A 13,741-nucleotide genomic window follows, 5' to 3' on the forward strand; every position below is an offset into this window, starting at 1 on the left:
GCACTTCATGCAGCAGTGGTTCAGCCTGTCGGACCCGGCCATGAAAGAAGCCTTTTTCGACACACCGCTGTACCGCGAATTTGCCCAGTTGAGCGCCTTTGCTCGCCTGCCTGATGAGAGCACCATTCTTCGGTTCCGTCACAGGCTGGAGAAACACAAACTGGCCGACCAGATCCTGAGCACCGTCAATGAACTGCTGGAGCGGCGCGGCTTGCTGCTCAAAGTGGGCACCGCCGTGGATGCCACCCTCATCCCAGCACCCAGCTCCACCAAGAACAAGACACGAGCGAGAGACCCCCGAGATGCATTCGAGCCAAAAGGGCAACGAATGGCACTTTGGCATGAAGGCCCACATTGGCGTGGATGCCGATTCAGGCCTGGTGCACACCGTGCGAGGCACCTCGGGCAATGTCGCCGATGTCACCGAGGGCAACCGTTTGCTGCACGGACAGGAGACAGACGTGTTCGGTGACGCAGGCTACCAAGGCGCAGACAAGCGACCGGATGCCAAGGCCAGCCACCAATGGCATGTGGCCATGCGCCCAGGCAAGCGCAAGAAATTGGACAAAGAGAACAACCCGGCCGATGCGCTGATCGACCAAGTCGAGAAGATCAAGGCCGGTATTCGCGCCAAGGTGGAGCACCCGTTTCGGGTGATCAAGCGTCAGTTCGGATTTGCGAAGGTGCGCTACCGGGGGCTGAAGAAGAACACCTTGCAGCTCAAGACGCTGTTTGCGCTGTCCAATCTGTGGATGGTTCGTCACAAATTGATGGGCGCTCAGGCATGAGTGCGCCTGAAAGCCTGCAGAGGCTTCGCCAAAACGGGTCAAAAGCCCGCAAGCGGCCCCAAATGGGGCCAATCGAGTGTGAATTCAGGCTCGAACTGGGTCAGATCGAACGAAATATCACGAAGCGAAAAACCGGCAGGTGCGTATCACGCTTGGTGGTGGGTTTTTCTGAGCATCCTTAGATTTTTGAACGATGTTGTTTTCTGTGGTTTACAGGTTAGTGGCCGTTTTGATTCAGGAAATCCAGTGAACTCGCAAGGTGGCAGCATGACGCTGGAGCGAGGCATGAAAGTTCACGCCATTGTGGTGACGTTCAACCCCGAGAGGGATGTGTTGCGGCATGAGTTAGAGCTGCTAGCGCCACAGGTCAGCAAAATCTGGCTAGTAGACAACGCTTCGTCTCAATCTTTGGGTTCTTGGGTGGATGGTCTGGGTTTGCATGACAAGCTTCAATGGATCCAGATGCTGGGCAACCTGGGTCTGGGAGCTGCACAAAATGCTGGCATGGAACTGGCCCGGGCAGCAGGCGCAAGCCATGTGTTGCTCCTCGACCAAGACAGCCAGCCCTCGCCCGACATGGTGGACCGTTTGTTGGCCGCGTCCACCCAACTGCAGGCCGCAGGTGTGCCGGTTGCGGCTTTGGCGCCTGTATATGCCGATTCCGCCACAGGGCCTGCATCTGGTTTTGTGCGCCTGGGTTTGCTTGACTTTAAAAAACAAACGGTATTACCAGGCCAGGATGTAGTCGAGGCTGACTTTGTCATTTCCTCGGGCTCTTTGATTCCGGTAAACATGCTCGATGTTATTGGCCTAATGGATGAGAGTTTATTCATTGACCATGTAGATACCGAGTGGTGTATGCGTGCGCAATCCAAGGGCTACAAGTTGTTTGGCGTTTCTGCGGCGCGCATGGTTCATACGCTGGGCGACAAGCGCACTCGCATCTGGTTTTTACGCTGGCGCAATGTGCCGTACCACTCGCCTTTTCGTTATTACTACATATTTAGAAACGGCTTGCTTTTGCAGCGACGGCCTTACATTCCGACCAAGTGGCGGATTGGGGAAGCTTTCCGTGCAATAAGAATGCTAGTTTTTTATAGCATTTGGGGCGCAGGGCGCTTCGCTCGGCTGAAGATGATGATATTAGGGATAATTGATGGTATACGCGGAATTTCGGGTCGACTTTAAAGCGTTCAATTCCAATTTAGATTTGGCCAAAAAAAGCTGCGATTAACAGAGACAGGTTGGAAAATTTTGTTTGACGCCTGATAGCACTTTTCTTCAAAATTACCACCCTTTGTATTGAATACTTACCCAGCCGAATAGCCAACATCCTATCGATTGTTAATACAGCTGACTTATCAACAAATTGAAGAATATCTTGGAGTGCGTTCAAATTAATGGTGAGTCTTTTTTGGTAACGCCCAAAAATAGATTGCTTGTAGCCAATTATTAGCGATCGCAGTCCCGCATTAGAACCCAGCACGTTGTCTCTGTGCTGCCGGTAAAATTGATTAGGCATGCTATCAAACCACACTTGCCCTCCAGTCGCAGTAGTAACAAGGTAGGCAGTCCAGTCGTGCCACACACTGTGTTCCGGAGCCACTTTCTTCAACACCAAGAGTACTGAGCTGCTCATGACCATGGTGTTTCCGCTAGCAATGTTTTGCACCAATGCGTTCCCAAAACTGGGGGGACGCTTGATACTGGGACTAAGGCCGATGGGTTTAAGCTTCTCATTGACAAACTGGGTGCGACCGCAATACAGGCGCACAGGCTTGTCGATGTTATTGGCATGCCAAGCTACGGCCCGTTCCAATTTGTCTTCAAACCACACATCATCTTGATCACAAAAAGCAAACAGATCAGAAGGATCTTTGACCTGAGCATGTTGTATGAGGTGAAAGAAATTGCGCGTGGATGAACCTTGGCAGGGACCGGTCAACACAGTTACCTGTTGGCCAACTTGCTCGGCAAATTGAGCGACGATGTCGAGCGTGTTGTCGGTTGAGCCGTCATCGCTCACGGTAAGCGTCCAATTTGCGTGCGACTGGCGGGCTATGGAGTTTAACTGCTCAGCCAAAAAGCGACCGCCGTTATAGGTGGCAAGCAGTATGTGGACGATCGGTTGGGGCATAAAATAATTCGGTTAGTTTTCTACAGGGGTTTGCGTGCCTTCTTTTTTTTCGGTTTGTGTTGTAGTGCCTACGCGCAACCCTGGGGTGCGGTGGATTCAGTGGCTGGAAGCGTTGTGGATTCAACAGCCCGCTGTACCCAGTTTGGTGGTGGACTCCTGCTCCGACGACGGTACAAACTTTACCAGCATGCCCGCTGGCTCGCGCAGTATTCAAATACCTGTTGCCACGTTCAACCACGGTGGCACCCGAAACCTCTCGCTTCAACGTCTGCCGACAGCCACCGACGTGGTGGTATTCATGACGCAAGACGCTCTGCTGGCCGATGTAACCGCGCTGCAAAAGCTGGTGTCGGCGTTTGACGACCCCACGGTAGCCTGTGCGTTTGGGCGGCAACTGCCCCATGCAGATGCCTCTGCGCTGGCCGCACACGCCCGGCTGTTCAACTACCCTGAGGCGTCGCGGGTGGTCAGCCTCGCTGACAAAGATCGATTGGGGTTGAAGACCTGTTTCATGTCCAATTCGTTTGCGGCCTACCGTGTGACAGACCTGCTCGCGGTAGGCGGGTTTCCTTCGAATGTTATTTTGGGTGAGGACATGGCGGTTGCTGCGCGCTTGCTGCTCGCAGGCAAGCGGGTTGCCTACCAGGCTGGGGCCTGCGCCTACCACTCTCACAACTACACGCCCCTTGAGGACTTTCGCCGTTACTTCGACACCGGGGTTTTTCATGCCCGGGAACAATGGCTTTTGGATGCGTTTGGTGGTGCCAGTGGTGAAGGGCTGCGCTTCGTCAAGTCGGAACTGCGGTATCTGCTGAAGAATGCTCCCTGGCTGATTCCGAGCGCTTTGCTGCGCACGGTGCTGAAGCTGCTGGGCTACCGGCTGGGCCGGGCTGAGGTCAGGCTACCATTGGCACTTAAAAGGCGACTCAGCATGTTTAGGGGATTTTGGGGCTGACGAATCCAATCAAAAATACCGTATTCAGGGTGGATAGAGTGAATAAAGATAAAACATCGGCAACGTTACTTGACCGGTGGTTGGAGTTTCCACAGTCCGTGTTGTCAGTTCGACTAACGAAGCTGGCACTGCTGCTTTCCGATGCGTCGGCACTTGTACTCAGTGGTTTGCTGGCTACGTCTCTGTCCATGGCGTTTGATCCCAGTGCACCTGCCAACTACGCTGAATGGATGGCGACACAATCGCTGCCGCGTTACTTGGGCTGGGTGCTGGTTGTCGTAGTGGGTTTGGTGCTGTTCTTGGGACGGTACCAGCATTACAGCGAGCGCAAGCCTTTTTGGCGAGAGTTGGGGGAGGTGTTTCACAACATCTTCTGGCTGGCGGTGCTCGACATGGCGCTGATGTCCATGGCGCGGTGGAACGCGTCGCGATTGTGGTGGCTTTTGGTGTGGCTGCTCGCGATGGCGCTGGTTCCGCTGATGCGCTCAGCGGTCATCCGGTTGCTGCTTCGGCTGAACTTGTGGCAGCGTCCCACCGTACTCATTGGCGCAGGGCCCAACGCCGTTGAGGCTTTGTTGGCTCTGCGCAGTGAGCCCTTGATGGGTTTTGAAGTAGTGGGCTGTTTGGCGGTGCATTCTGACGAGTCCGCCACTGCCGTTGACGACGCAGATTTACCTCCTTTGCTGACAAAAGAACAGTTACAACGCCTCAGCTTGCACGCAGGATTGCAAGTAGTCATTGCACTGGAGCACCACGAGTCCGTCGAACGCGAAAAATGGATGCGTCAGTTGGCCCAATGGAAGGTGCAGGACGTGAGCGTGATTCCGGCTTTGCGCGGTATTCCGTTGTACGGGACCGATATTTCTTACTTTTTCTCGCATGAGGTTGCACTACTCAGCGTCAGCAACAACCTGCGACATTGGCCCGCACGGCTTTCAAAGCGCGCGTTTGACATCGTGGCTTCTTTGGTGTTGTTGGTGCTGCTGTCTACCCTGATGCTTTACTTCGTTTGGCGCATCCGCCAAGACGGGGGACCCGCTATTTTTTCGCACCAACGGGTGGGGCGCAACGGGAAAATGTTTCCCTGCTACAAATTCCGGTCCATGGTGGTTAACGCCCAAGAACAACTGAAGCTATTGCTGGCTGCGAATCCCCAACTCCGCGCTCAATGGGAGCAAGACCACAAGCTCAAGAATGACCCTCGCATCAGCGCTGTGGGACGTTACTTGCGTGAAACGAGTCTGGATGAGCTGCCCCAGTTGTTTAATGTATTGAGAGGAGAGATGAGCTTGGTGGGACCGCGCCCGATCGTCACGGCTGAGCTTGAAAGATACGGAGAAGACGTCGAGTACTTTTTGATGGTTCGCCCGGGCATTACCGGGCTTTGGCAGGTGAGCGGCCGCAACGACGTGGGCTACGACACCCGCGTGTACCTGGACACTTGGTACGTGAAGAACTGGTCGCTCTGGTACGACATTGCGATTTTGTGCAAAACGGTTCGTGTGGTGTTTAAGCGCGACGGCGCTTACTAACACGCCGACAAACTCGCAGCGGGACTTGCACCCGCAGGAGTGCGCCCATGCTGGGCGCACCAAAAAAAAGCCACCTTGCGGTGGCTTTGTAAAGTCCTTAGGAGGACGTCGTTGGGAGACCAGTTTCAAACGTTTTTAACAACGTATCTTGTTTGCAGATCCAGTTTTGGTGATGTTGTGACAGCAACAGTGCAGATTTTGCGCTGTCACATGCGTTTGAGCTATCCCCTGTTTGGGGGATTTTTTACCTATTTCTGATTAAAAAACCCAAACACAACGACCGGTGTCGTTGGGCTGACAAGCATGACAGAAGGCTGACGTCTGCGGCGTCGATCCACCGTGCACCGTCGGTGTTCAGAGCGGCAGTTCCACCACAAAACGGGCGCCGCCGCCGTCCCGGGCTTCGCAGCGAACGTGGCCACCGTGGCGTTGCGCGATGGTTTTGACCAGTGACAGGCCCAGACCCACACCGCCTTCGCGTTCGCTGGCGCCCGGCAGACGGTAAAACGGCTCAAAAATGCGCTCGCGCTGGTCGGGTGGCACACCCGGCCCACGGTCTTCGACGCAGATCAGCAGCACGCGTTGGACTTCGTTGCCTGCGGGCTTTTTCCCCTGAGCCACCGGACCGGGCGTTTGCAGGGCCATGGTCAGGCGCACGTCGGGGGCGGCGCCGGCTTCGGGGGCGTGGGGCTGCGTGGGTTTGCCGTAACGGCGGGCGTTCTCCAGCAGGTTGCGCAGCAGCCGGCGCAGCAGCCGCGCATGCCCTTGCAAAAGCACGGGCGAGACGCCGGGGGCGATGTCGAGGTCGGCGCCGGTGCGGGCGCACTCTTCGGCGGCCAGCCCCACCAGGTCCACCTCTTCGGTCGGCCCCAGGGCCGAGGCGTCGTTGGCATCGCGGGCATCGAGGCGGCTGGCGAGCAAGATTTCGTCGATCAGCTGGTCCAGTTCTTCGATGCTGCGCGCCATTTCCTGGCGCTGCGGTGCGCTGGCGCTGTCGCGGCCCAACAGCTCCAGGCCCATGCGGATGCGGGCCAGCGGCGAGCGCAGTTCGTGCGAGGCGTTGGCCAGCAGCGCCTTGTGCGATTGCAGCAGGGTTTGCACGCGCTCGGCGGCGGCGTTGAAGCGGGTGGCCAGAAAGGCGATTTCGTCTTGCCCTTGCACCGGCAGGCGGGTGGACAGGTCGCCATTGCCCCAGCGCTCCACGCCTTTTTGCAGGGCTTCGAGCCGCTTGGTGAGGCGCCGCACGATGGGGTAGGCGCCCAGCGCCACCGCCAGTGCCACCAGCCCCAGCAACCACGCAAAACCCGGCGCCGACTGCAACCAGGCCTGGGTGCGGCGCGCGGGCAGCGGGCCACCGGGCGGGCGGTTGGCGCGGGGCAGTTGCACGTACAACGTTTGCCCGTCTTTCATCGTGACCTGAAACTCAAGGCCTTCACCGGGCACGCGCACCGCGCGGGCAGGCGCCTGGCCGACGATGTCGCCCGCGCTGTTGCGCAGCACAATCTCGCGCTCGGCCCGGTTGGCGTTTTGTTCGCGCTCATGGTCCAGCGCCACCTGCCAGAGCCAGCCCACCACCAGGGTGAGCACGGCCACCGCCGCCACCACGGCGAGCCAGATGCGCAGGTAGAGTTTTTGGCCGATCAGGGAATCCATCGGAGTTCAGGCCGTGTGGCGACTCACGGCAAACAAAAGATAGGCGCCATCAGTCTTGCTGCTTGGCAAACACGTAGCCCACGCCGCGCACGGTGAGGATGCGTTTGGGGTCTTTGCTGTCGACCTCAATAGCGTTGCGGATGCGGCCAATGTGCACGTCGATGGAGCGGTCAAACGCCTCCAGCTCGCGCCCGCGCACGGCTTCCATGATCTGGTCGCGCGTGAGCACGCGCCCGGCGCGCTCTGCCAGGGCCACCAGCAGGTCGAACTGGTACGAAGTAAGCTCGCAGGCCAAGCCGCTGACCTGCACGGTGCGGGCGTCGCGGTCGATGTCGAGCGAGCCAAAGCGCAGCACCGGCGTGCTGCGCGTGGTGTTGACCTGGCTGGGCTCGCCCCGGCGGCGCAGCACCGCGCGGATGCGCGCCAGCAGCTCGCGCGGCTCAAAGGGTTTGGGCAGGTAATCGTCGGCGCCCATTTCCAGGCCAATGATGCGGTCCATGGGGTCGCCCTTGGCGGTGAGCATGATGATGGGCACGCGCGCCACATCGCCCGGCAAGGCACGGATGCGGCGGCACACCTCCAGCCCGTCCATGCCGGGCATCATCAGGTCCAGAATGACCAGCTCCGGCAGCACCAGCTGCAGGTGCTGCAGGCCTTGTTCGCCGTCGGGGGCGTGGGTCACATCAAACCCCGACTGGCCGAGGTAGTCCACCACCATCTGGGCCAGGCGGCCATCGTCTTCAATCATCAGCAAAGGGGATGTCATGGGGTGCAGTCTAACGACGTCTGTGCAAACAAACGATGTTGTCGCCCCGGGGTGAAGTGGGCTTGTGGCTCGCGTAAAGTTGCGCAAATGTGGACACCCCCGCCCGGGCCTAGCGCCCTACCTCCCCCCGCAGCATCCCAACCCATGCCCGCCCTGCCCGCCGCGTCGCTGGACGCCTTGCTGCGATGGCAGGCTTCGCAGCGGCCCAACGCCCTGGCGCTGCGTTGGCGCGACCCCGCCGGGCCGGTGAGCGACGGGCCCTGGGCGCAGCTGACCTACGCGGACCTGGCCCAGCGGGTGAACGCCATCGCGGCGCAGCTGGCTCCGCACTTGCAACCGGGCGAGCGCGTGGCCTGGCTCGGCCTGAACCACCCGGCGCAGCTGGCGCTGCTGTTTGCACTGGCCCGTCTGGGCGCGGTGCTGGTGCCGCTGAACCACCGACTCTCGCCCGCCGAGTGGTGCAGCGTGTTGCAAGACTGCACGCCCACCCTGCTGGTGCACGACGACACACTGGCCGCCGCCGCGCGCGATCTGGCGCAGCGCCACGGATCGCCCCTGGCGCTGTGGCCGGTGCAGGTGCTGGGTGGTGCGCCGGCCGACGCGCTCACGCAGCCCCCAGAAGCGGCCACCGATGCGCTGGACACCCCGCTGCTGCTGGTCTACACCTCGGGCACCACCGGGCTGCCCAAGGGCGCGGTGCACACCCAGGGCAACTTGCTGGCCAACATGGCCATTGCCGCGCAGGTGCAGGGCATGATGGCTGCCGACACGGTGCTGACCGTGCTGCCGCTGTTCCATGTGGGCGGGCTGGGCATTCAAACCCTGCCGGCGCTGTCGGTGGGGGCACAGGTGGTGCTGTTTTCGCGCTTTGACGCAGCGGCCACGCTGGCCTGCATCCAGCACGAGCGGCCCACGCTCACGCTGCAGGTACCCGCCACGCTGCAAGCGCTCACCAGCCACCCGCAGTGGGCGGGCACCGATGTCTCCAGCCTGCGCGCGGTGTGGGCCGGCTCCAGTCTGCTGCCACCCGAGCCGCTGCGGGCATTCATGGCGCGGGGCGTGCCGGTGTGCAACGTGTACGGCAGTACCGAAACCGGGCCCTTTTCCATCGCCCTGCCGCCCGAACACGCCAGCAGCCACGTGGGTTCGTGCGGCTGGGCCGCGCCGGGGGTGGATGTGGTGCTGTGCGACGCCCAAGGCCAGCCGGTGGCGCCCGGTGCCGTGGGCGAGCTGTGGGTGCGCGCGCCCAACGTGGTGCGCCACTACTGGCCCGACCGCCCGGCGCTCGACGGTGCGGGCTTCTTCCACACCGGCGACCTGGCGCAACAAGCTGCCGACGGCAGCCACACGGTGGTGGGCCGGGCCAAAGACATGATCATCTCGGGTGGCGAAAACATTTACCCCGCCGAGATTGAAAACCTGCTGGCGCAACACCCCAGCGTGGCCGACTGCGCGGTACTGGGCCAGGCCGATGCCCGCTGGGGCGAAACCGTGGTGGCCGTGGTGGTGCTGCGCGAAGGCACGCCGACCAGCGCCGACTGGGCGCAAGCCCTGCAGCAGTTTCTGGACGGGCGGCTGGCGCGCTACAAATGGCCCCGGCGCTGGCTGCGTGTGGACGCGCTGCCCAAAACCGCGCTGGGCAAGGTGCAAAAGGCGGTGCTTCAGCAGCGGCTCTCATCTTGAAAAGTTCGGGAGAGCCCCCGCCCCAACCCTCCCCCAGAGGGGGAGGGCGTCAGACATTTCGTGCTCAGGCCCCTCGCAGCGGGGAATGTCTTGCCCCTTCCCCCGCTGGGGGAAGGCTGGGATGGGGGCTGGCGTGGGCAAGCGGCTCCAAAATAAGCGCTGCTGGCGCTTCATAAGGTGTTGACTGAGTCAGTGGATTGAGGCTGTGCCGTGGTGGTGGGCTGCAACCGCGTGGCCAGCCACACCAGCACCAGCACTGGCAAGCCCAGGAACGCCGTGGCGGTGAAGAACGTGGCGTAGTCGTACGCGTCCACAAACGCGCCCGAATAGCCCGCCAGCCACTTGGGCGCCAGCAGCATCATGGAACTGAACAAGGCGTATTGCGTGGCCGAATAGGTCACGTTGGTCAGGCTCGACAGGTAGGCAATGAAGGCTGCCGACGCCACGCCCGCGCTGAGGTTGTCGGCAGAAATCACCGCAATCAGCGCCGTCACGTCGTGCCCGTGCCCGGCCAGCCAGGCAAACAGCAAGTTGCTGGCCGCCGACAACACCGCGCCCAGCATCAGCACCCGCATCACGCCAAACTTGAGCGACAGCGCACCGCCGATGAAGGCGCCCACCAGCGTCATGATGATGCCGTAGACCTTGGTCACCGCCGCCACCTCGTCCTTGGTATAGCCCATGTCCACATAAAACGGGTTGGCCATGATGCCCATCACCACATCGCTGATGCGGTAGACACCAATCAGCGCCAGGATCAGCAGCGCCTGTTTGCCGTAGCGCTTCAAAAAGTCGGCAAACGGCTCCACCAGCGCGCTGCGCAGCCACTCGGTGGCGTTTTTGGACGGGGCCAGCGCCAGGCGCACCGGCTCGCGGGTGAACAGCACCGTGAGCACGCCCACCAGCATGCTGGCCGACATGACGAGGTAGGCCGTTGTCCAGGCCGCTTGCTGGTAGAGCACACCCGGCCCGGCGGCCGTGGCCACGGCAGGCACCACCTCGGCACGGGCCGCAAGCCACAGCACGCCCGCACCGGCCCAGATCATGGCCAGTCGGTAACCGGTCTGGTAGGTGGCGGCCAGCGCACCCTGGTGGCGCGCGTCGGCCGACTCGATGCGGAACGCGTCCAGCGCAATGTCTTGCGTGGCCGAGGCAAACGCCACCGCCAGCGCGCACCACACCACGGTGGTGAGCGCGGTGCGCGGGTCGGCCAGCGCCATGCCCACCAGCGCGGCCATGATGGCCAGTTGCGACAGCAGCAACCAACTGCGCCGCCGCCCCATGAAACGCGTGAGCAGCGGAATGGGCATGCGGTCCACCAGCGGTGCCCAGCACCACTTGAAGCCGTAGGCCAGCCCCACCCAGCTCAGGTAACCGATGGTGGTGCGGTCCAACCCGGCTTCGCGCAGGCGAAAGCTCAGCGTGCCCAGCACCAGCAGCAACGGCAAACCCGCCGAAAAACCCAGCGCAAACATGCGCAGGCTCGCCGGCTCCAGGTACACGCGCAGGGTTTCGCCCCAGGTGGGTTTGGATTCGGCAGCCGGGGCGCCGGGTTCGGTGGCGGCGGAGGACGCGGCGGGCAAGGCAATGGGCGGTGGCAACGGCATCGGGTGGGTGCAGATCAACGGTGGCGGGCGAAAAGGCGCCGCTTTGTCTATTATTGACCCATGTGCATCTTCTGCGACCTTCGAACGGCCTCGTCCGCCACCCCCTCCGCCCCACCGGCCTCGCCCCGCGCGCAACCGGTGTGGTCGGCCCGCCGTGCTTTTGTGCTGGCAGGCGCTGCGGCGGCCGCGCTCCCGGCCGCCGCCCAGGTGAACGTGGGCCAGTCGTCGGCGCTGCGCAAGCTGGTGCCCGCAGGCGAACTCGAAGGCGCCGCGCAGCAGCAGTACGCCCAGATGATGGGCGAAGCCAGTGGACAGAAAGCCCTGCTGCCCGCCAGCCACCCGCAGGTGCAGCGCCTGCGCCGCATGGCGCAGCGCATCATTCCGCACACCCCGGCCTGGAACGCGCGCGCCACGCAATGGAAGTGGGAAGTGAACCTGATCCAGAGCCCGCAAATCAACGCCTTTTGCATGCCAGGCGGCAAGATCGCCTTCTACACCGGCATTCTGGACAAGCTCAAACTCAGCGACGACGAAGCCGCCATGATCATGGGCCACGAAATGGCCCACGCGCTGCGCGAACACGCCCGCGAGCGCATGGCCAAAAGCGGCGCCACCAACTTCGGCCTGCGTCTGGGCGCGCAATTGCTGGGCCTGGGCGATCTGGGCAACGTGGCCGCCAACCTGGGCACGCAGTTGCTGAGCCTGAAGTTCAGCCGCGAAGACGAGACCGAGGCCGACCTGGTGGGCCTGGAACTGGCGGCCCGCGCCGCCTACCAGCCGCAGGCCAGCGTCAGCCTGTGGGAAAAAATGACCGCCGCATCGGGCGGCGCCGGACCGGGCTTTTTGTCCACCCACCCCAGCGGGCCCAACCGCATCCGGGAACTGCAAACCAACGTGCCCAAGGTGCAAGGGCTGTACGAAGCGGCGCGGCGCGGATAAGCCACATCACGCGTGGACGGTCGCAGGCGATGGGTTCGCCTGCGTCAACGCTGTGTCAGCACACCCCCACGCCGTCACTGGCCGCGCACATACGGGTTGAACCGCCGCTCTTCGCCCAAAGTGCTTTCTGGGCCGTGGCCGGGTATGAACACCGTGTCGTCGCCCATGGGCCACAGGCGCTCGCGGATGCTGCTGAGCAGCTGCGCGTGGTTGCCCTGCGGAAAATCGGTGCGGCCGATGCTGCCGGCAAACAGCACGTCGCCCACAAAGACGCGCTGCGCCTGCGGGCTGTGAAACACCACGTGGCCGGGCGTGTGGCCGGGGCAGTGGCGCACGTTGAGCGTGCAGCGCCCGATCTGCACCGTGTCGCCGTCGGCCAGCCAGCGCGTGGGCGTGAAATGGCCCGCCGGTGGAAAACCAAACATCTGGCTCTGCTGGGGCAGGCCGTCGATCCAGAACTGGTCGCCCGGGTGCGGACCGATGATGGGCAGGTTCAGGCGCGCGGCCAATTCGGCGGTGCCGCCCGCGTGGTCGATGTGGGCGTGGGTGAGCCAGATGGCCTTGAGCTGCACACCCAGGCGCTGCACCTCGGCCAGCAGCCGGTCCAGATCGCCGCCGGGGTCGATGATGGCGGCGTCCCGCGTGTCGCCGCACCAGACAATGGAGCAGTTTTGCGCAAAGGCGGTGACGGGAACAGTGCGGTAGTGCAGACCAGACGGGGTCGGCGCGGCGGCTTGAAGGTCGGACATGGGCGTTCAGAAAGAAGGGGGCCGGAACAGAAAACAGACGTGCGGCGTTTGTACCCGACTTTCCAGCGCGCAGGCGGCGTGCACGCCCACGCAGCCGCGCGGCTGCGTGGGCCTCTGGCGCCTCAGCGGCCCGTGAACCGGGGTTGGCGCTTGTCCTGAAAGGCCTGGCGCCCCTCGGCAAAGTCCTCGCTGGAGGACGTGAGCGCCTCGCGTGCGCGCATGGCGGCCAGATCGGGCTGGCCGGCGGCGATTTCGTTGATCGACTGCTTGGTGGCCTGCACCGCCAGCGGCGCCAGAACAGCGATTTCGCTGACCAGCTGGCGCACGGTGGCGTCAAAGTCGTCCGGGCCCACCAGGGCTTCGAAGCACCCCATGCGCTGCAGCATCTCGGCGGTGAAGGGACGCGCCGTCAGAAACGCGCGTTTGGCGCCCGACAGGCCCAGCCGCGCCACATAACGCTGCAGGCCACCCGGGTAGTAATGCAGGCCCAGCGCGGTGGCGGGCATGCGGAATTCGATTCCGGTCAAGCCCACGCTGAGGTCGCAGGCCAGCATCAGGTCGGTGGCACCGCCGTACACGCTGCCGTTGAGCGCGCACACCGTGATGGGCCGCAGCGCTGCCAGGGCATTGGCCACACGTTCGAACAGTTGCGGGTCGCTGCTGTCGTCGCTGAAACTGCCCATGTGGTAGCCGGCGCAGAACACCGGGCGGGGTTGCCCCTGGGTGTTGGCCGTGAGCACCAGCACGCGGATGGCCGGGTCGGCGTTGATCCGTTCGAACTGCGCCAGCAGGCTGCGCAGATCGCCGGCTTCCAGGCGGTTGCGGTGGGCGGGCCGGTTCAGCGTGAGGGTGGCCACGCCACCGTCCACGGACAGGATGGGCGCAGAAGCGGCGCGGTTGGGCAGTTCGGTCACAGGGGCTCCTTGGCTCAT

General features: G+C 62.5%; 11 protein-coding genes and 1 pseudogene. 6 read left to right on the forward strand and 6 right to left on the reverse strand.

Annotated elements, in window-relative coordinates; translation table 11 throughout:
* Both Q7J58_RS13080 and Q7J58_RS13085 read left to right on the forward strand, forming a co-directional pair.
* Positions 1-788 (forward strand): annotated as a pseudogene (locus Q7J58_RS13080) (IS5 family transposase); the annotation flags it as partial.
* A gap of 186 nt (positions 789-974) precedes the next feature.
* Entirely contained in the window at positions 975-1,976 is a 1,002-nt protein-coding gene (locus tag Q7J58_RS13085; RefSeq protein ID WP_304828638.1) for a glycosyltransferase family 2 protein, read from the forward strand.
* 16 nt (positions 1,977-1,992) lie between these two features.
* Here Q7J58_RS13085 and Q7J58_RS13090 read toward each other — a convergent pair whose 3' ends face one another.
* Positions 1,993-2,925, reverse strand: coding sequence for a glycosyltransferase family 2 protein (locus tag Q7J58_RS13090; protein ID WP_304828641.1), 933 nt, complete (start codon positions 2,923-2,925; stop codon positions 1,993-1,995).
* Positions 2,926-2,959: 34 nt separating this feature from the next.
* On the opposite strand from Q7J58_RS13090, the gene Q7J58_RS13095 reads away from it, so the two are divergent.
* Positions 2,960-3,880 carry a glycosyltransferase family 2 protein gene (locus Q7J58_RS13095; protein WP_304828644.1) on the forward strand — a complete coding sequence of 307 codons (921 nt, stop codon included), beginning with the start codon at positions 2,960-2,962 and terminating at the stop codon, positions 3,878-3,880.
* 98 nt (positions 3,881-3,978) lie between these two features.
* Positions 3,979-5,412, forward strand: coding sequence for an undecaprenyl-phosphate galactose phosphotransferase WbaP (wbaP, locus tag Q7J58_RS13100; protein ID WP_304828647.1), 1,434 nt, complete (start codon positions 3,979-3,981; stop codon positions 5,410-5,412).
* 354 nt (positions 5,413-5,766) lie between these two features.
* Here wbaP and Q7J58_RS13105 read toward each other — a convergent pair whose 3' ends face one another.
* Entirely contained in the window at positions 5,767-7,065 is a 1,299-nt protein-coding gene (locus tag Q7J58_RS13105) for an ATP-binding protein (protein ID WP_304828650.1), read from the reverse strand.
* A gap of 49 nt (positions 7,066-7,114) precedes the next feature.
* Entirely contained in the window at positions 7,115-7,831 is a 717-nt protein-coding gene (locus Q7J58_RS13110) for a response regulator transcription factor (RefSeq protein WP_304828653.1), read from the reverse strand.
* 144 nt (positions 7,832-7,975) lie between these two features.
* Between Q7J58_RS13110 and Q7J58_RS13115 the strand changes: the two genes are divergently transcribed.
* Complete coding sequence (locus Q7J58_RS13115) at positions 7,976-9,514, forward strand: AMP-binding protein (RefSeq protein WP_304828656.1); 1,539 nt, start codon at positions 7,976-7,978, stop codon at positions 9,512-9,514.
* A 170-nt stretch (positions 9,515-9,684) separates the two neighbouring features.
* On the opposite strand, the gene Q7J58_RS13120 is transcribed toward Q7J58_RS13115, so the two are convergent.
* Positions 9,685-11,121 (reverse strand): MFS transporter, encoded by a 1,437-nt coding sequence (locus tag Q7J58_RS13120; RefSeq protein ID WP_304828659.1) that lies wholly within the window; start codon positions 11,119-11,121, stop codon positions 9,685-9,687.
* Positions 11,122-11,181: 60 nt separating this feature from the next.
* Between Q7J58_RS13120 and Q7J58_RS13125 the strand changes: the two genes are divergently transcribed.
* Complete coding sequence (locus Q7J58_RS13125) at positions 11,182-12,060, forward strand: M48 family metallopeptidase (RefSeq protein WP_304828662.1); 879 nt, start codon at positions 11,182-11,184, stop codon at positions 12,058-12,060.
* Positions 12,061-12,134: 74 nt separating this feature from the next.
* Here Q7J58_RS13125 and Q7J58_RS13130 read toward each other — a convergent pair whose 3' ends face one another.
* Complete coding sequence (locus Q7J58_RS13130) at positions 12,135-12,809, reverse strand: MBL fold metallo-hydrolase (protein ID WP_304828664.1); 675 nt, start codon at positions 12,807-12,809, stop codon at positions 12,135-12,137.
* Positions 12,810-12,931: 122 nt separating this feature from the next.
* On the reverse strand, positions 12,932-13,741 hold the full coding sequence (locus tag Q7J58_RS13135; protein ID WP_304828667.1) for an enoyl-CoA hydratase/isomerase family protein: 810 nt from the start codon (positions 13,739-13,741) through the stop codon (positions 12,932-12,934).

This window comes from Hydrogenophaga sp., assembly GCF_030656115.1.
Classification (GTDB): Bacteria; Pseudomonadota; Gammaproteobacteria; order Burkholderiales; family Burkholderiaceae_C; genus Hydrogenophaga.

What these genes read in the sequence shown, in the direction of transcription:
- Q7J58_RS13090 (WP_304828641.1), bottom strand. Translation starts at nt 2,925, where the DNA reads ATGCCCCAACCGATCGTCCACATACTGCTTGCCACCTATAACGGCGGT.
- Q7J58_RS13105 (WP_304828650.1), bottom strand. Translation starts at nt 7,065, where the DNA reads ATGGATTCCCTGATCGGCCAAAAACTCTACCTGCGCATCTGGCTCGCC.
- Q7J58_RS13110 (WP_304828653.1), bottom strand. Translation starts at nt 7,831, where the DNA reads ATGACATCCCCTTTGCTGATGATTGAAGACGATGGCCGCCTGGCCCAG.
- Q7J58_RS13115 (WP_304828656.1), top strand. Translation starts at nt 7,976, where the DNA reads ATGCCCGCCCTGCCCGCCGCGTCGCTGGACGCCTTGCTGCGATGGCAG.
- Q7J58_RS13120 (WP_304828659.1), bottom strand. Translation starts at nt 11,121, where the DNA reads ATGCCGTTGCCACCGCCCATTGCCTTGCCCGCCGCGTCCTCCGCCGCC.
- Q7J58_RS13125 (WP_304828662.1), top strand. Translation starts at nt 11,182, where the DNA reads ATGTGCATCTTCTGCGACCTTCGAACGGCCTCGTCCGCCACCCCCTCC.
- Q7J58_RS13130 (WP_304828664.1), bottom strand. Translation starts at nt 12,809, where the DNA reads ATGTCCGACCTTCAAGCCGCCGCGCCGACCCCGTCTGGTCTGCACTAC.
- Q7J58_RS13135 (WP_304828667.1), bottom strand. Translation starts at nt 13,741, where the DNA reads ATGAGCCAAGGAGCCCCTGTGACCGAACTGCCCAACCGCGCCGCTTCT.